The sequence below is a fragment of the Streptomyces endocoffeicus genome, assembly GCF_016741935.1.
Lineage (GTDB): Bacteria > Actinomycetota > Actinomycetes > Streptomycetales > Streptomycetaceae > Streptomyces > Streptomyces endocoffeicus.
Window position 1 is genome coordinate 26,643 of sequence record NZ_JAERRG010000040.1, and the last position, 17,253, is coordinate 43,895.

The following is a 17,253-nucleotide window of genomic DNA, read 5'->3' on the forward strand; positions in this document are numbered from 1 at the left end:
ACCAGCATCAACCCCTACCGGAACCTCCGCCCCCTAACCGACCCCAACGCATCTCGATTTACGCGACGCGCTGTTCTGATATCCAGGGCGCGCGCCGTACGGTCAACCCCCTACCGGGACTGTGTGCCCCTAAAGCGAACGGGCCGAATACCGCGGCGTCTCACCCCTCCGGCTCGCGGGGCATCTCCGCGAGGGTGGCGCTGACCGTCTCCCCGGGGATCCCGCGCACCAGTCCGGGCCCCTCGGGGCCGTCCAGGACGAATGTCAGCCCATCGGTGGCCTTCTTGTCCAGCCGCATCAGCTCCACCAGCTCGGGGACGGAGACCTGCGGGGGCAGCCCGGTCGGCAGGCCGTAGCGGGCGACCACGTCACGGTGCTCGGCGACCCGTTCCGGGCCGATGCGCCCCAGCGCGCCGGCCAGCCGCCCGGCGAACACCGTGCCGATGGCCACGCCCTCCCCGTGCCGCAGTGCGAACCCGGTGGCACGTTCCAGCGCATGCCCCAGGGTGTGGCCGTAGTTGAGGAGGTGGCGCGGGCCCGAGTCCCGTTCGTCCGCGGCGACGACGCCCGCCTTGAGCGTCACACTGGCCGCGATCTGGTCGAGCAGCGGCAGCCGGTCGAGATCGGGCGCGCCGATGAAGTGGCAGCGGGCGATCTCGCCGAGGCCGTTGCGCCACTCCCGTTCGGGCAGGGTGTCCAGGTGGTCGAGGTCGCAGAGTACGGCCGCGGGCTGCCAGTAGGCGCCGACCAGGTTCTTGCCCTCGGGCAGATTGACGGCGGTCTTCCCACCGACACTCGCGTCCACCTGGGCCAGCAGCGAGGTCGGCACATGGACGACCGGTGTGCCCCGGTGGTAGAGGGCGGCGGCCAGGCCCACCGTGTCGGTCGTGGTGCCGCCGCCGCAGGACACCACCACATCCGAGCGGGTCAGCCCGAATCCGACGAACCGGCGGCACAGGTCCGTCACGGCGGCCAGGTCCTTGGCCTCCTCCCCGTCGCGCGCCTGTACGACGAGCGAGGGCACACCCGGGTCGGGGGTCCGCTCGGGGGGCCGCGCGGTGACCACCACCGCCTTGCGCGCGCCCAGGGCGGCCACCACCCGCGGGAGCAGCCGCTGCACACCGTGTCCGATGTGGACGGTGTACGAGCGTTCGGCCAGCCCGACGGTGACCTGCCGGGACGCGGACGCGGAACTGGCGGCCGGACTGGAAGTCGACGTGGTCAAAAGACTGCCTTCCCCTCGCTTGCGCGGCCCCGGCGAGAAGCCTCGCCGGGGCCGCGATCGGGTGTGGAGCGCTTGCTGATCCTCTGCTAATCCTCTACCGCGATCGCGGCGGCCGGGCAGAGGAACGACGCCTCGGCGACGCTGTCGCGGAGCGCGAGCGGCGGGTTCGGGTCCAGCAGGATGACGGCCCCGTCCTCCTCCCGCTGGTCGAACACCTCCGGCGCGGCCAGCGCGCAGTGTCCGGCCGCGCAGCACTTCTCCTGATCCACCGAGACCTTCACCATGGTGCTCCCCTCTCCTTCTGTTGTCCGCCCGGCCTCCGGTCGGCGGTCATCGGCCTCCGGTCATCGGCCATCGGTCATCGGCCATCAGCCATCGGTCACCAGGCGACGGGCACACGGGCGACGCCGAAGTTCATCGACTCGTACAGGAACGCCAGATCCTCGAACGGGGCCTCCAGGCGCAGCGTCGGCAGCCGGCGCAGCAGGGTCTCCAGGGCGATCTGGAGCTCGACCCGGGCGAGGGTCTGCCCCAGGCACTGGTGCACTCCGAAGCCGAACCCGACGTGCTCACGCGCGTTCGGCCGGCTCAGATCCAGCTCGTGGGCGTCCGCGAAATGGGGATCGCGGTTGGCACTGGGCAGGTTGATGATCACCCCTTCACCGGCCGGGATGAGCACGCCGCCGACCTCGACGTCCTCGATGGCCACCCGTCCGGTGCCCTCCTGGACGATCGTGATGTACCGGAGCAGTTCGTCCACCGCGTTGGGCATCAGCCCGGGGTCCGCCCGCAGCCGGGCGAGCTGGTCGGGGTTTCGCAGCAGCAGGACGGTGGACAGGGCGATCATGTTGGCGGTGGTCTCGTGCCCGGCCAGCAGCAGCACCAGGGCGGTGGCGACCACCTGCTGCTGGGTGAGAGCGCCCGTCCGCTCCTGGTCGACGATGAGCCGGCTGAGGAGGTCGTCTCCCGGGGCGGCACGCTTGGCCGCACACATCCGGGAGACGTAGTCCACCATGACCCCGAGCGCGGCGCCCATCTCCTCGGTCGACACGGTGAAGTCCATGACGCCCTGCGACGCCCGCTGGAACTCGGCGAAGTCGGCGTCCGAGACCCCCAGCATCACGGCGATCACCTGGGACGGCAGGGGGAAGGCGAAGTCGGCCACCAGGTCGGCCGGCGGTCCCTCGGCGACCAGCCCGTCCAGGAGGCCGTCCACGATGTCCTGGACCATCGGCCGCATCGCCTCGGTGCGCCGGATGGTGAAGTGCGCGGTGAGCATGCGGCGGATCCGGGCGTGCTCCGGATCGTCCATCCTCCCGAGATTGAACACATCGGCCGGCACCTCGAACTTCACGAAGCGGGGCATCGCCTTGTGGGTGCCGTCGGCGCTGAACCGGTCGTCGCCGAGCACGGTCCGCGCCTCGTGATAGCCGGTGACGAGGAACGGGGTGCTGCCGTCCCACATCCGCACCCGGGTGACAGCGGACCGCTCGCGCAGCTCCTCGTATCCCGGCGGGGGTGAGAACGGGCATGCAGCAGCCCGCAGTTCGGGGTAGTCGCGTATCTCGTCCATGCCTGTCCGTCCCGTCAGTCGCTCCATCGCCACCACTGCGCCGCCCTACGGATTGCCAAGTCTGGTCCGCGCGCCGGCTCCCCAGTCCCCTAACCACTCCCCTATCCCCCCTTGCCTCGGGGGCGCTCAGCCGGAGGACGATCCCGTGGCACCGATGAGCAGCCACAGACGGCGTGACAGCTCCTGCCGATTTCCCACCGAGAGCTTGCGGTAGATACGGGTCAAATGCTGCTCCACGGTGCTGACGGTGATGTACAGGCTCTTGGCGATCTGCCGGTTGGTCATTCCGGACGCCGCCAGCGTGGCCACGCGCCACTCGGCCTCCGACAGCACGGGTTGCTCGGCGCTCTCGGCCGGTGTGCCGGGGACGTCGTCCTCGGCGTGTTCGGACCGCCCGGCGTCCTGGAGCGGCCGAGAGCTCCCGGCGCTCTCCACACCGTCCACGACGAGCTCTCGTCGGCTTTCGTGCTGAGCGCTCATCCCGCACTCGTCCATCAGCTTCCGCGCCTCGTGCCAGGTGGTGCGCGCCTGTTGGGTCTCGCCGGTGCTGAGGTAGTCCTGGCTGAGCTCGGCGAGGGTGCGGGCGAGTTCATAACGGTCGCCCTGCTCGCGCAGGCACTTGGCGGACTGGTAGAGGAGCAGCCTGCGCTTGTCCGGGTCCTCGGCCATGGCCAGGATGCGCAGCGCTCTGCCCCGGGTGCTCAAGGGCCGGTCCGGCGACAGCTTGAGTTCCTCCAGGGCGAGTCTCTTGGCTTCCGCCGGTTCATGGACCCGCAGATACGCCTCGGCGGCGTCGACGCGCCAGGGCGCCAGGTCACCGAAGTCCACGGGCCACTGGTCGATCAGCATTCCGCTCACCATGAAGTCGTTCAGCGCGGCGTACGGGCGGTTGGTGGCCAGGCAGTACTGCCCCCGGGCCCGGAGGTACTCCAGTCCCACCACGCTGTCGAACATTTCCTTCGGAACCCAGTAATGCAGATACCGCTGGGCCTCTTCGAGTCTGCCGATGGCGGTGTGGGACGCCACCAGCACGGACAGCGGCAAGCCGATGGCGACGCCCCAGCCGCGCGGCGGGATGGACCGCAATGCGGTACCCGCGAGTTCAATGGCGGTGGTGAAATCCCCGTGGCGGCATCGGATATAGGCACGCATGGACAGGGCGACGGCGCACGGGGTCTTCATGTTCAAATTGTCGGCCGCGGTGAAAAGCGCCCCGCACAGCCGGTCCGCCGCCTCCGATTCTCCCCTGGCGGCCAGTGCCCAGACGATCCGGCAAGCGTATGCGTAAGCGAACCAGAAATGGTTGGAGGACGACAGGAGATGCATGGTGTCGGGGGAGAAGTCCGCCACCTGCCGAGGATCCTGAAGATGCCCGATCTCCATACCCAGCTCGTCCACGGAGAGCTGCAGGCCGTGCTCCAGATTGGCCGCCCACAGACCGTCGACTTCCCCGTCCGGGGCATCCTGCCCGGGAAAGTCATGGATCAGCATGGGTTTGAGGAAGGTGACCCACTGCCGGGTCACCCGCAGAGCGGCCATACTGGACGCGGTATCGGTGGCACCACTGCCCGACGACCATTTGAAGGTTTCTTCCGCGTCGGCGTACCGGCCGAACCACAGCACCATGAAGAGCAGGAAGCACTGATACTGCTCCGGGATATCCGCGGGGGATTCCGTGCGGATCTCGGCCAGCAGGCGGTCCAGTTCGGGTTCGGCGGTCGCCGGATTGCTGGACCATAGGGCGCCGACCAGCGCCATCAGAATGTCCATGTGCTCCCGCCGGCTGAGGTCCGCGCGGTCGGCGAGGCGCAGGCTGGCGATCGCTTCCTCCGTACAACCCTCGTCGAGATGCTTCTGGGCAGCCTGCCAGAGCACCGCCACGCCCTTTTGATCCGGCGTTTTGTCGGCGGTGACCAGCAGTTCCGCCACCGCGACCGGGTCGGCCCCCTCGGCATACAGAAGTTCGGCCGCTTTCGCGCTGAGGCGGGCCCGGTCGTCCGCCGCCAGCGTGTCCAGTGCGACGGAACGGGCCGCGGGGTGCCGGAAACGCCCGTCCTCCAGCAGACCCGCGGAGTTGAGGAGGTCCATGGCCCGGAATGTGCGTTCCGCACCGTATTCGAGCAGACCGGCCACTCGCCATGGGCTGCCGTACGGGCCGAGCACGGCGAGCGCCTGTGCCACCTGGAGCGGCGTCTGATGGCACAGCAGGCAGCGGCGATAGGACTCCCGGAACTCCGCTCCGACCGTGGCATCTCCGCCTGCCCCACTCCGAGCGGCCTTGCGGTGGTCCCGTAACAGGGCCTTGACCAGCCTCGGGTTACCTCCGCTGATGGCGTGGCAGGAGGCGCGGATCCGGTCGGCGAGGCCGGCGTCGCCATCCCGCTCCAGCAGGCGTCCGACCCCGGACTCCGGGAGGGTGGAGATATCGATCTTGTAGAGGTGGTGGAAGCTGTGAATGCGGCCGCACAGGTGGTGGGTCTGCCCGCTCGTCATCACGACGAGTGTGCGAGTGCCGGACGCATGGCGGGCGATATGCAGAAGGCACATCAGGGAGGGGTAGTCGGCATGCTCGGCATCATCGACCGCGAGGATCAGCTGCCTGCCGCCCGCGATGCGGTGCAGCACATCGGATATCTCCCGGACCAGACTTCCCAGCAGGTCGTGTTCGTCTTCCGCATACCGCTCCCCGGCGGTCCTCCAGCGCGCCACGACGTCCAATGCCCCGGTGGCCGTGGAGGACCGGATCAGCTGTTCCACGATATTGAACGGAATGGCGGCGTCGTCCGCGAATCCGGACGCCGTGAGACAGACCGCGCCCGATGCGGCCGCCTGCTCCTTCAGACTTCCCAATAAGGTGGTCTTCCCGACACCGGGACCCCCGATCACTTGAAGAAGCCCGCCATTGCCTTCTGCTGCCGTGCCAAGAACGTCGCGGAGCTCGGATTGATAATCTGTCAGTCCCATACTCATCAGTCCTCGCTGTGGGGGTTGCGTTTGAGCGATGAGTTGATCTCCGCGGTCATCCCACCCCGCGGAAGAAAATCTCTTTGACGAGACAGATATCCGCTGCGTCGGCGGCGAATTCCCTGATGTGGATCACCTCCGGTGGGAGCCAGTGGTCTTGACGGTCATACAAGCAGAGACACAACCGGAACGATACCTTCCCTCGGTTGTGACCTCAGCCACGGTTACCCGCCCCCGTGTCCCCCGTGTGATCATGCCCAACTGAGCGGGCGGCCTGTCCGCACACCCCAGAAAGGGCGGGACACCACCGGCGCCGGCGCGCAGGAGAAAAGGAGAGTGCGGCATGCCGACGCGAATACTGCTCAGCCTATGAAACCGGTTCTGGAACCGGCAATATTCTTTGCTTCTGGCAAAGCTGGTGTTTACCAGCAGCCACCCCGGCCGGTCACCGCTCCACGTCCGCCACGGCGGACTCCGGACCGGCACGCACCCAACCCGTGGCCATCCCCCGGCTGCCTCGACGTCATGTCACGCACCATTACCGGCAACCTCCTCGCACTCAGCAGATATCGCCTGCCCCGCCTCGGTCGCGGAGTTGCGGGGATTGACCCCTGTATGATCACCACGACAGCGAGACCATAAACGGCCTCCACCTCATGAATCCCCTAAACCCTGCGCCTTGATTCGGCCGGGATTTATCTGCCAGCAAAACGGCCGAAACGGATGCGCCGGTGGCTGAACGAGGCCGGATCCACGGCATACGATGCCGGAAGTCCTGGCTCCTGGCCACATCAAAGATGAGGGAGCGTCAACTGTGACCATCAAGGGCGCCCTGTTCGACTTCTCGGGGACGCTGTTCCGCGTCGAGTCCACCGAGTCCTGGCTCCGTGCCGCGCTGGAGCGGACCGGAACGGCCGTCGCGGACGAGGAGTTCGTACGGTACGCGCGGGACCTGGAGGACGCCGGGGCGCTTCCCGGCGGCGCCCCGCCGGTCGCGGTGCCGCCGCACCTGGAGGACGTGTGGCGCGTACGGGACCGCGACGCCGAGCTGCACCGGGCCGCCTACACCGGGCTGGCCCGCCAGGTGCCGCTCCCCCGCCCCGAGCTCTACGACGCCCTCTACGACCGCCACAGGGAGCCCGCCGCCTGGCGGCCCTACCCCGACGCCCCGGAGGTGCTGGGCGAGCTGCGCCGGCGCGCGGTGCGGATCGCGGTGGTCAGCAACATCGGCTGGGATCTGCGCCCGGTCTTCCGCGCCCACGGCCTGGACGGGCTGGTGGACGCCTATGCGCTCTCGTACGAGCACGGCGTCCAGAAGCCGGATCCACGGCTGTTCCAGGCCGCGTGCGACGCGCTGGGGCTGGACCCGGGTGACGCCGTGATGGTGGGCGACGACCGCCGGGCGGACGCGGGAGCGGCGGCCCTGGGCTGCCGGGTCCATCTGGTGGACCATCTCCCGGTGGACCGGCGCCCGGACGCCCTGCGGGCGATTCTCGGCCCGCTGCCGGACGCCGCCCCGGCTCCCTAGCGCCCGAAGGCCGGGCCCCGCAAGGGATTCCAAAGGCTCCCCAAAGGTGCGAACCACCGGTTCGGGCGATCCCCCCGTGTCGCCCGAACCGGCGGTGACATGCGTCCGCCCCCAAGGGAACGGCGGACAACCGCACGTCCCCTGAGTATATTGGCTGACAGCCAGCCAACGCAGGAGTTACAGCATGGTCCCCCGAAGCCCGTCGGTCAATGAGGAGTTGCGGCGCCGATCCCAGGCCCGTCTGCTGGAGGCGACGGTCGAGCTGATCGGCGAGCACGGCTACGAGGCGACCACCCTCGCCGACATCGCCGACCGGGCCGGGGCGGCCCGCGGTCTGGTGTCCTACTACTTCCCGGGCAAGCGGCAGCTGCTGCAGACGGCCGTGCACCGGCTGATGCACATGGAGCTGGCCCGGGGGCTCGACCGGGAGCCGCGGCCGGAGGGCGAGGAGGCCGGGCGGGAGCTGCTGGCGCGGGCCATCGACGCGATCCTGGGCCTGGCCCGGGACCGGCCCCGGCTGATGCGGACGCATATGGCGGGGATCCTCACGGCCGAGGGCTTCATCCAGTGCCCCGAGCAGCAGCGGCTGGCCGGCCTGCTGCGGGACACCGTCACGCGCTATGGCTCCGAGGACCCCGAGACCGACTACCGGCTGCTGCGCGCCCTGCTGATGGGGGCGGTGGTCGCGGTGCTGCTGCCGGGCGCGCCGATGGCGCCCGAGCGGCTGCGGGCGGAGCTGTTCCACCGCTACGAACTGGACTGGGAGCTGGGGCTCCCGCCGGGCGATGAGCCGCCCGGCGGGAGCCGGATGAGCGCTCTGGGCTAGGGAGCCGGCGCTCAGCGGTAGTCGGGCTGCGTCTGCGTGTTGAGCTCGGGCAGCCGGACCGACTCGGCGCTGTCGGTGCGCCGGTCGTGGATCTTCAGGACGTCGAAGCCCTTGTCGATGTCGTTGGAGTAGATGTAGCCGTTGTAGTAGTACGCGGACCAGGATCCGCCGGTGATGAGCGTGTCGCCGGAGAGCGGCCCGCGCTCGAAGTAGCCGATCTCCTTCGGCCGGTCGGAGTCGGTGAAGTCCCAGATGGACACGCCGCCCTGGTACCACGCCTGGACCATGATGTCGCGGCCCTTGGCCGGGATCAGCGAGCCGTTGTGGGCCACGCAGTTCTCGGTGTCGGCCTGGTGGCGCGGGATCTTGAAGTAGCTCCGGAAGACCAGCTTGCGCTTGTCGCCCTTGCCGACGATGTCGTAGATGCCGTCGGCACCGCGGTCCTGGCCCACCTCGGTGTTGCAGGTCGCGGCCACGCCGCCGCCCAGCTCATCGGTGAACACGACCTTGGTGCCGCGCTCGTTGAAGGTGGCCGAGTGCCAGAAGGCGAAGTTCACGTTGTCCTCGACCCGGTCGATGACCCGCGGCTTCGCGGGGTCGGCTATGTCGAGCAGGATGCCGTCGCCCATGCACGCGCCCGCCGCCAGCCTCAGCTTGGGGAACGTGGTGAGGTCATGGCAGCCGGTGGTCTGGGAGACGCCGGGGTTGGTGGGCCCACCGGGGTTTCCGCCGTCCGGGAAGAGCACGGGGAAGTCGATGACCGCGGCCTTCTCGGGCGCCTTACGGGGCACCTTGATGACGGATATGCCGTCGTGCGGAGGCTGGCAGTCCGGGAAGGTGGCGCTGGGCGAGTACGAGGAGACGTAGATGTACACGTCCTCGCGCTCGGGCACCAGGGTGTGGGTGTGCGAACCGCAGGAGGTCTCGACGGCGGCGACGTACTCCGGGTTCCGCTTGTCGCTGATGTCGAAGACCTTCATGCCCTCCCACGAGGACTTCTCGGTCGCGGGCTGGGTGGTGCTGTTGCAGGAGTTGTCGCTGCGCGAGGAGTCGGTGGAGAGGAAGAGCAGGTCTCCTGAGACCGACACATCGTTCTGCGAGCCCGGGCAGAGCACCTGGCTCACGATCTTCGGGCTCTTCGGCCGGCTGATGTCGTAGATGACGAAGCCGTCGTAGTTGCCCGCGAAGGCGTACTTGCCCTGGAAGGCCAGGTCGGAGTTGACGCCCTTGAGGTCCTGCTTGGGGATGTTGGTGAGATGGCTGACGTTGTCGCTGTGGACCTCCTGGTCCACCCCGGGGATGTCGCCGTTCTCGATGGCGGCCCTGGCTTCCGACTGCTGGCTCTTCGTCACCCGCTCCTTGTGGGGAGCGTCACCGGGGTCGGGCGTGGCGGCCGCCGGGCCCGCGGCCAGCAAGGTGGCCACCAGTCCGAAGGCGGCCACGGCCGCGCCGAGGTATCTGCGCCGCTGCGGAGGTCTTTCCCACGGCTTCACTGCGTCCTCCCTTTGTAGCCGTCTCCGTTCGGAGTTGAACGGTTGACCGACCGGGGGAAGTATCGCTCTATCCATGTACACCACAACAGGTAGCAACATGTTCGTAAAGAGATTTTCCCAACGCGTCCGGCTCGGGAGCCCCGCTGACGTGCTAAGACAATCTGCGGAACCCAAGCGCCCCAGGAGGCCACGGTGTTGAACCGCCGTACGACGCTCCACTCCGCATCCCTCGCGGCCGCCGCGGCGGCGGCCGCCCTGGCCCTCGTCCTGACCGGCTGTGACGCGGAGAGCGGCGGTGGGGCCGACGCGGGGAAGGGCAAGGACGGAAAGCCCGCGGTGATCGCGCCGGGCAAGCCCGGCGAGGCGGCGAAGAAGCTGTCCGCCGAGGAGGCGGCGAAGGCGGGCGACGACGACTCCCCCAACGCGGCCGACCGCTCCTACGTCCGCATGATGATCGAGCACCACCGGCAGGCCCTGGTGATGACCGGCCTCACCGCCGACCGCGCCAAGTCGGCGAAGGTCAAGCGGCTCGCGGAGCGCATCGCGTCCGGGCAGAAGCCGGAGATCGAGGCGATGCGCGCCTGGCAGAAGACGGCCGGCGGCGAGCCGAAGGGCGGCGACGGGGACGGCCACGAGGGCCATGCCGCGAAGATGCCGGGGATGGCCACCGAGGCCCAGCTCGCGCGGCTGCGCGCCGCCAAGGGCGCCGACTTCGACGCGCTCTTCCTCAAGCTGATGATCACCCATCACCGGGGCGCGGTCTCCATGGCCACGGATGTGCTGGCCCAGGGCAACAACGTCCGGGTGGAGGAGATGGCGAACGACGTGATCGCGCAGCAGAGCAGCGAGATCCGGCGGATGCGGCAGATGTCGTAGCGGACGGCACATGTCGTAGCGGACGGCGCATGTCGTAGCGGGCGGCGCACGGAGCCCCGGCGGACCGTTGGACCGGCCTGGAGCCGGGCTCGCGGCGCGGTCGCGGGCCCGTGGACCGGCGGCCGGGCGGTGTCACCCGGGCCGGTCCCTCGGCGCGTAGTGCCGGACAGGGCACCCCGCCGGGTGGGATGCTGGAGACATCCTGCGGAAGGAGCTACCTCGTGCTTCGTGTCGCGGTCATCGGTTCCGGGCCGAGCGGGGTGTACGCCGCCCAAGCGCTCGTCCAGCAGCAGGCCGTCCCCGAGGTGTCGGTGCATGTGCTGGACCGGCTGCCCTGTCCGTACGGCCTGGTGCGCTACGGTGTCGCGCCCGACCACGAGAAGATCAAGTCGCTGCAGAACACGCTGCGCGCGGTCCTGGAGCATCCCCGGGTCAGCTTCCTCGGCAATGTGCAGGTGGGCCCGGACCCGCTGGTGCCCGAGCGGCTGCTGGGGCTCTATCACGCGGTGGTCTACTGCGTGGGCGCGGCGACCGACCGGCGGCTCGGCGTTCCGGGCGAGGAGCTGCCGGGCAGCTTCTCCGCGACCGAGTTCGTCTCCTGGTACAGCGCCCATCCCGACGCGACCGTCGACTCCTTCGCGCTCGGGGCGGGCTCCGCCGTGGTCATCGGGGTGGGCAATGTCGCGGTGGACGTGGCGCGCATTCTGGCCCGTGGGGCGGAGGAGCTGAGGCCCACCGATGTGCCGCACGCCGCTCTCGGGACACTGTCCGAGAGCCAGGTCTCGGACATCCACATGATCGGCAGGCGCGGGCCGTCGCAGGCGAAGTTCACCACCAAGGAGCTGCGCGAGCTGGGCGCGCTGACCGGCGCCGATGTGCTGGTGCGCCCGGAGGAGCTGGCCCTGGACCCGGCGTACGCGGACCCGTCGGGGCTGCCGGGGATCAACCGGCGCAATGTCGAGGTGCTGCGCGACTGGGCGCGGCGCGCGCCCACGGGCCGCCCGCGCCGGATCCATCTGCGGTTCTTCCTCAAGCCGGTGGCGCTGCTGGGCGAGGGCGCGGTGCGCGCGGTGCGCTTCGAGCGGACCGCGCCGGACGGGCGCGGCGGGGTGGCCGGCACCGGGGTGTTCGAGGACATCGAGGCGCCGCTGGTGCTGCGGTCGGTGGGGTATCGGGGGGTGCCGCTGCCGGGGCTGCCGTTCGACGAGGAGTGCGGCACGGTCCCCAACGCGGCGGGGCGGGTGCTGCGCGGCGGCGTGCCCTCGCCCGGGGAGTACGTGGCGGGCTGGATCAAGCGCGGGCCGACCGGGGTGATCGGCACCAACCGGCCGTGCGCCAAGGAGACCGTGGCCTCGCTGCTGGCCGACGCGGACGCGCTCGCCGCCCGCCCGGTGGCGGCGGATCCGCTGCGGGCGCTGCGCGAGGCCGGGGTGGAGCCGGTGGAGTGGACCGGCTGGCTGCGGATCGAGGCGGCCGAGGCGGCGCTCGGCGAGGCGCTGGGGCGTACGAAGGTGAAGATCCCGGACTGGACGGGGCTGCTGGGCGCGGCGCGCGGGCAGGAGTGATCCGGGCCGGACGAGGGGCGGCTTCCAGCGGCGGTCCGCGGGTCCGCGCGGTCCATGGGGTTGGCGCACGGCGGCAGGTCCGCGCGGTCCAAGGGGTTGACACAGGGCGGCAACACCCCTGAAATCAACAGATTGTTGAAGCCTTCTACGGTCGCCTCACCCTGACCCGCCGCCCAACCCCGCGCCGCGCGAGGAGCCGCCATGACGTCCGTACGCCATCCCGTGTCCGTGCGCCATCCCGTGGACGAGGTGCCGCCGCCCGGCCGGCTCGCCGCCTTCGGACTCCAGCATGTGCTGGCCATGTACGCGGGCGCGGTGGCCGTGCCACTGATCGTCGGCGGGGCGATGAAGCTGTCCCCCGCCGACCTGGCGTATCTCATCAACGCCGATCTGCTGCTGTGCGGTATCGCCACGGTCCTGCAGTGCGTGGGGCTGTGGCGGTTCGGCGTCCGGCTGCCGATCATGCAGGGCTGCACCTTCGCGGCGGTCACCCCCATGGTGCTGATCGGCACGCAGGGCGGCGGACTGCGCGCGATCTACGGCTCGGTGATCGTGGCCGGGGTGGCGATGATCGTGCTGGCGCCGGTCTTCGGACGGCTGCTGCGGTTCTTCCCACCGCTGGTGACCGGCACGGTGATACTGATCATCGGCCTTTCGCTGCTGCCGGTCGCGGGCAACTGGGCGGCGGGCGGCCAGGGCGCGCCGGACTTCGGGGCGCCGAAGAATCTGGGCCTGGCCGCCGGGGTGCTGGTCCTGGTCCTGGCCGTGCAGCGCTTCGGGCCCGGGTTCCTCGGCCGGGTGGCGGTGCTGGTGGGGATCGTGGCCGGGACGGCGGCCGCGATACCCCTGGGATTCACCGACTTCTCCGGGGTGGGCGACGCCGACTGGGTCGGCGTCTCCACCCCGTTCCACTTCGGCACCCCGACGTTCGAGACGCCCGCGGTGGTGTCCATGCTGGTCGTCGCGCTGGTGACGATGACCGAGACCACCGGCGACTTCATCGCGGTGGGCGAGCTGACCGAGCGCCCGGTCGACGGGCGGCGGCTGGCGGACGGACTGCGCGCGGACGGCGCCGCGACCGTGCTCGGCGGGGTCTTCAACACCTTCCCGTACACCGCCTTCGCGCAGAACGTCGGCCTGGTGGGGATGACCCGGGTGCGCAGCCGCTGGGTGGTGGCGGCGGCGGGCGGCCTGCTGGTGCTGCTCGGGCTGGGCCCGAAGCTGGGCGCGGTGGTGGCCGCGATCCCGGCCCCGGTACTGGGCGGGGCCGGTCTGGTGATGTTCGGTACGGTCGCGGCGAGCGGGCTGCGCACACTGGCCGGGGTGGACTTCCGGGACAACCACAACCTGACGGTGGTGGCGGTGTCGGTCGCCGTGGGGCTGCTGCCGGTCGGCGTACCGGGGATCTACAAGGAGTTCCCGGACTGGTTCCAGACGGTGATGGACAGCGGGATCAGCGCCGGCTGCGTCACCGCGATCGCGCTCAATCTGCTCTTCAACCACCTGCCCGGCGGGCGGACTTCAGCCCCGGTCGCCGCCGAGGCGCCCCTCCTGGAGGGCCGCGGCGGCGAGGACGCTGTCGAGCAGTCCGGGGAACAGCGCGTCTAGGTCGGCGCGGCGCAGCGCGCTCATCTTCGCGGTGCCCCGGTAGATCTGGTGGATCACACCGCATTCGCGCAGCACCCGGAAGTGGTGGGTGGTGGTGGACTTGCTGACCGGCAGGTCGAAGACCGAACAGGACAGCTCGCAGTTCTCCTCGGCGAGGGTCCGCACCACCCGCATCCGCATGGGGTCGGAGAGCGCGTGCAGCACGTCCTCGAGGCGGATCGCCTCGCGCCGCGGATGCTCCAGCGAGCGCCCGGACGCCTGGGCCTGGGACGACGCCCGGGGCTGGGACTGGGACGCGGTCGGCGTGGTCTGCGTCTGCACGGCTGCTCCTCATCGCCTCGTTCCGAGACCTCCAGTGTAGTTTGACGATCGCCGTACTATTTCGGCTCCGAACTACTCGAGGCCCCGGACGGGACGACGGTGACGTTCGCGGTCTACCGGACCGCGCGGTGGTACTGGTCCGGGGTGCGCACCTGACCGCCCAGTTCGGCCGCCGCACGGCGGGCGAAGTAGGGGTCGCGGAGCAGTTCGCGGCCCAGCAGCACGGCGTCCGCCTCGCCATTGGTGACGATCTTCTCGGCCTGCTCCGCCTCGGTGATCAGCCCGACCGCGGCCACCGGCAGCCCGGTCTCCCGGCGCACCCGCGCGGCGAACGGCACCTGGTAGCCCGGCTCCACCGGAATGCGCGCACCCGCGGCGTTGCCACCGCTGGAGACGTCGAGGAGGTCCACGCCGTGGTCCTTAAGCAGGGCGGCGAGCCGGACGGTGTCGTCCGGGGTCCAGCCGTTCTCCTCCAGCCAGTCGGTGGCCGAGGTGCGGAAGAACAGCGGCAGTTCCTCCGGCCAGACCGCGCGCACCGCGTCGACGACCTCCAGGGCGAAGCGGACGCGGTTCTCGAAGGAACCGCCGTAGCCGTCGGTGCGGCGGTTGCTGTGCGGGGAGAGGAACTCATGGATGAGATAGCCGTGGGCGCCGTGGATCTCGGCCACCTGGAAACCGGCCGCGAGCGCGCGCCGTGCGGCGTCCGCGAACTGGCGGGTGATCTCGCCGATCCGCTCCTCGGACAGCTCGTCCGGCACCGGATGGCCCTCGTCGAACGGGACCGGGCTGGGCCCCAGCGGCTGCCAGCCCCACTGGTCGGCACCGACCGGCGCGCCGCCCCTCCAGGGAGCGTCGGTGGACGCCTTACGGCCGGCATGGGCGAGCTGGACGCCCGGGACGGTGCCCTGCTCCTTGAGGAAGCCGACGATCTTACGGAACGCCTCGACCTGGGTGTCGTTCCAGATGCCGAGGTCTCCGGGGCTGATGCGGCCCTCGGGGGACACGGCCGTCGACTCGACCAGGATCAGTCCGGTGCCGCCGGCGGCGCGGGCGCCGTAGTGGACGAAGTGCCAGTCGTGCGGGACCCCGGGAGCCTTGTCCGGGTCCGCGCTGTACTGGCACATGGGCGACATCCAGAGGCGGTTGGGGATGGTCAGCGACCGCAGGGTGAAGGGGTCGAAGAGGGCACTCATGAACGTCTCCGTTTCTCCTCGTGGGGTCCGACCGGACCACCGCTTAGTTCGACAATCATCGTAGTACGACGATCGCCAAATTACGAAGCCTCTCGTATGACGCGACCACTTCGGGGCCGTTGTCAGTGGGTGGGTGCAGACTCTGTGATGACGGACACATCCATCCGTTCCGCCGTCCCGTCTCGCACCCCAAGGAGTGAGCCGTCATGAACGATGTCCTGCTCGCCGTCGGCACCCGCAAGGGCCTCTTCCTCGGCCGCCCCGGCTCCAGCGGGGGCTGGGACTTCACCGGCCCCCACTTCCCCATGCAGGCGGTGTACTCCGTCGGCATCGACACCCGGGGCGACCGCCCCCGGCTGCTGGCCGGTGCGGACAGCTCGCACTGGGGCCCCTCGGTCTTCCGCTCCGACAACCTCGGGGCGAGCTGGCACGAGCCCGCCAGACCCGCGGTGAAGTTCCCCGAGGGCACCGACACCTCGCTGGAGCGGGTGTGGCAGCTGGAGCCGGCCGGGCCCGACGAGCCGGGGGTGGTCTACGCGGGCACCCAGCCGGGCGCGCTGTTCCGCTCCGAGGACGGCGGGGAGACCTTCGCGTTCGTCCGCAGTCTGTGGGACCACCCGCAGCGGCCGGAGTGGGGCGAGGGGTTCGGCGGGCAGGCGGTGCACACGGTCGTCACCGATCCGAGGGACCCGCGGGCGCTCATGGTCGCCGTGTCCTCCGGCGGGGTGTACCGCTCGACGGACGGCGGGGAGAGCTGGGCGCCGTCCAACAGCGGACTCAGGGCGGATTTCCTGCCGGATCGGTATCCCGAGTTCGGGCAGTGCGTCCACAAGATCGCCCGGGATCCGGTCGACCCCGACCGGCTCTATCTGCAGAACCACGGCGGGGTGTACCGCAGCGACGACGGCGGCGGGCACTGGGCCGAGATCAGCGAGGGCCTCCCGGCGGACTTCGGCTTCGCGGTCGCCGTCCATCCGCGCCGGAGCGGCGTCGCCTACGTCTTCCCGGCCGCCGACGGCTCGGACCGCTACCCCCCGGGCTACCGCTGCCGGGTGTTCCGCACCGAGGACGCGGGCGCCAGCTGGGAGGAGCGGTGCGCCGGACTGCCGGGCGAGCCGCACTACGGGGTGGTGCTGAGAGACGCGCTGCGCACCGATGACGCCGATCCGGCCGGGGTCTACTTCGGCAATCGCAACGGCGAGGTGTACGCGAGCGCCGACGAGGGCGAGAGCTGGCGGCAGATCGCCCACCACCTCCCCGATGTGCTGTGTGTCCGGGCCGCGGTGATCAACTGAGGGCGATCGGCCGATGGCGATCGCCGTGATCGGCTGAGAGTGATCGAGAGGTGGCACGCGGCCACCCGCTGAGCCACTAGAGTGACGCGGTGTGGCAGCACGACCCTTGAATGAAATTGTGGAAGCGGGCTGGGCCAAGGCACTTGAGCCCGTCGAGGAACGCATCGCGGCGATGGGCGACTTCCTGCGGTCCGAGATCGCGGCAGGCCGCACCTATCTGCCCGCCGGGCAGAATGTGCTGCGCGCCTTCCAGCAGCCCTTCGACGAGGTGAAGGTGCTGATCGTGGGTCAGGACCCGTATCCCACGCCCGGACACGCGGTGGGGCTCAGCTTCTCGGTGGCGCCCGAAGTGCGGCCGCTGCCCGGCAGTCTGGAGAACATCTACCGCGAGCTGCACACCGACCTCGCCCTGCCGCGTCCGTCCAACGGCGATCTGACGCCCTGGACCCAGCAGGGTGTACTGCTGCTCAACAAGGCGCTCACCACGGCCCCGCGCCGCCCCGCCGCCCACCGCGGCAAGGGCTGGGAGGAGGTCACCGAGCAGGCCATCCGGGCGCTGGCCGGGCGCGGCCGCCCCCTGGTGGCCATCCTGTGGGGCCGCGACGCCCGTAACGTACGGCCGCTGCTGGGCAGCCTTCCGGCGGTCGAGTCCGCGCACCCCTCCCCCATGTCCGCCGACCGCGGGTTCTTCGGCTCACGTCCCTTCAGCCGCGCCAATGAACTGCTGGCGCAGCAGGGGGCGCAGCCCGTGGACTGGCGCCTTCCCTGACCCCATCGTTCCAGGTG

Annotated in this window: 14 protein-coding genes; 7 read left to right on the forward strand and 7 right to left on the reverse strand. The window is 70.3% G+C overall.

The genetic code is table 11. From position 1 onward, the window contains the following. Nucleotides 1-160: 160 nt before the first annotated feature. From JK364_RS47855 to JK364_RS47870, 4 genes are all read right to left on the reverse strand, one after another. Nucleotides 161-1,225 (reverse strand): 3-dehydroquinate synthase family protein, encoded by a 1,065-nt coding sequence (locus JK364_RS47855; protein ID WP_201857741.1) that lies wholly within the window; start codon nt 1,223-1,225, stop codon nt 161-163. Between the two features lie 86 nt (nt 1,226-1,311). After that, on the reverse strand, nt 1,312-1,506 hold the full coding sequence (locus JK364_RS47860; RefSeq protein WP_201857774.1) for a ferredoxin: 195 nt from the start codon (nt 1,504-1,506) through the stop codon (nt 1,312-1,314). A gap of 98 nt (nt 1,507-1,604) precedes the next feature. Continuing rightward, nucleotides 1,605-2,798, reverse strand: a complete 1,194-nt coding sequence (locus JK364_RS47865) for a cytochrome P450 (RefSeq protein WP_201857742.1) — start codon at nt 2,796-2,798, stop codon at nt 1,605-1,607. A 126-nt stretch (nt 2,799-2,924) separates the two neighbouring features. Further along, on the reverse strand, nt 2,925-5,768 hold the full coding sequence (locus JK364_RS47870; RefSeq protein WP_307841631.1) for a helix-turn-helix transcriptional regulator: 2,844 nt from the start codon (nt 5,766-5,768) through the stop codon (nt 2,925-2,927). A gap of 808 nt (nt 5,769-6,576) precedes the next feature. Between JK364_RS47870 and JK364_RS47875 the strand changes: the two genes are divergently transcribed. Beyond that, the gene (locus tag JK364_RS47875; RefSeq protein ID WP_201857744.1) at nt 6,577-7,290 is read left to right on the forward strand and encodes an HAD family hydrolase; all 714 of its coding nucleotides are present in this window, start codon (nt 6,577-6,579) and stop codon (nt 7,288-7,290) included. A 184-nt stretch (nt 7,291-7,474) separates the two neighbouring features. Continuing rightward, nucleotides 7,475-8,116, forward strand: coding sequence for a TetR/AcrR family transcriptional regulator (locus JK364_RS47880; protein ID WP_201857745.1), 642 nt, complete (start codon nt 7,475-7,477; stop codon nt 8,114-8,116). 11 nt (nt 8,117-8,127) lie between these two features. On the opposite strand, the gene JK364_RS47885 is transcribed toward JK364_RS47880, so the two are convergent. Then, the gene (locus JK364_RS47885) at nt 8,128-9,609 is read right to left on the reverse strand and encodes an LVIVD repeat-containing protein (protein WP_201857746.1); all 1,482 of its coding nucleotides are present in this window, start codon (nt 9,607-9,609) and stop codon (nt 8,128-8,130) included. Between the two features lie 192 nt (nt 9,610-9,801). Here JK364_RS47885 and JK364_RS47890 point away from each other — a divergent pair, with 192 nt between their 5' ends. The 3 genes from JK364_RS47890 to JK364_RS47900 all read left to right on the forward strand — a co-directional run bounded on the left by JK364_RS47890 (nt 9,802) and on the right by JK364_RS47900 (nt 13,658). Further along, entirely contained in the window at nt 9,802-10,485 is a 684-nt protein-coding gene (locus tag JK364_RS47890) for a DUF305 domain-containing protein (protein WP_201857747.1), read from the forward strand. 221 nt (nt 10,486-10,706) lie between these two features. Then, nucleotides 10,707-12,050 (forward strand): FAD-dependent oxidoreductase, encoded by a 1,344-nt coding sequence (locus tag JK364_RS47895; RefSeq protein ID WP_201857748.1) that lies wholly within the window; start codon nt 10,707-10,709, stop codon nt 12,048-12,050. Between the two features lie 201 nt (nt 12,051-12,251). Then, nucleotides 12,252-13,658 carry a nucleobase:cation symporter-2 family protein gene (locus tag JK364_RS47900; RefSeq protein ID WP_201857749.1) on the forward strand — a complete coding sequence of 469 codons (1,407 nt, stop codon included), beginning with the start codon at nt 12,252-12,254 and terminating at the stop codon, nt 13,656-13,658. On the opposite strand, the gene JK364_RS47905 is transcribed toward JK364_RS47900, so the two are convergent. After that, nucleotides 13,572-13,901: an ArsR/SmtB family transcription factor gene (locus JK364_RS47905; RefSeq protein WP_201857775.1), complete on the reverse strand. Its 330-nt coding sequence runs from the start codon at nt 13,899-13,901 to the stop codon at nt 13,572-13,574. The genes JK364_RS47900 and JK364_RS47905 overlap by 87 nt on opposite strands. Before the next feature lie 191 nt (nt 13,902-14,092). Continuing rightward, nucleotides 14,093-15,172, reverse strand: coding sequence for an NADH:flavin oxidoreductase/NADH oxidase (locus tag JK364_RS47910; protein ID WP_201857750.1), 1,080 nt, complete (start codon nt 15,170-15,172; stop codon nt 14,093-14,095). Nucleotides 15,173-15,378: 206 nt separating this feature from the next. Here JK364_RS47910 and JK364_RS47915 point away from each other — a divergent pair, with 206 nt between their 5' ends. Together JK364_RS47915 and JK364_RS47920 are read left to right on the forward strand one after the other, a co-directional pair. Next, nucleotides 15,379-16,467: a WD40/YVTN/BNR-like repeat-containing protein gene (locus JK364_RS47915; RefSeq protein ID WP_201857751.1), complete on the forward strand. Its 1,089-nt coding sequence runs from the start codon at nt 15,379-15,381 to the stop codon at nt 16,465-16,467. Nucleotides 16,468-16,558: 91 nt separating this feature from the next. Then, the gene (locus JK364_RS47920; protein ID WP_201857752.1) at nt 16,559-17,236 is read left to right on the forward strand and encodes a uracil-DNA glycosylase; all 678 of its coding nucleotides are present in this window, start codon (nt 16,559-16,561) and stop codon (nt 17,234-17,236) included. Nucleotides 17,237-17,253: the final 17 nt, after the last annotated feature.

What these genes read in the sequence shown, in the direction of transcription:
- JK364_RS47880 (WP_201857745.1), top strand. Translation starts at nt 7,475, where the DNA reads ATGGTCCCCCGAAGCCCGTCGGTCAATGAGGAGTTGCGGCGCCGATCC.
- JK364_RS47915 (WP_201857751.1), top strand. Translation starts at nt 15,379, where the DNA reads ATGAACGATGTCCTGCTCGCCGTCGGCACCCGCAAGGGCCTCTTCCTC.
- JK364_RS47870 (WP_307841631.1), bottom strand. Translation starts at nt 5,768, where the DNA reads ATGAGTATGGGACTGACAGATTATCAATCCGAGCTCCGCGACGTTCTT.
- JK364_RS47865 (WP_201857742.1), bottom strand. Translation starts at nt 2,798, where the DNA reads ATGGACGAGATACGCGACTACCCCGAACTGCGGGCTGCTGCATGCCCG.
- JK364_RS47900 (WP_201857749.1), top strand. Translation starts at nt 12,252, where the DNA reads ATGACGTCCGTACGCCATCCCGTGTCCGTGCGCCATCCCGTGGACGAG.
- JK364_RS47910 (WP_201857750.1), bottom strand. Translation starts at nt 15,172, where the DNA reads ATGAGTGCCCTCTTCGACCCCTTCACCCTGCGGTCGCTGACCATCCCC.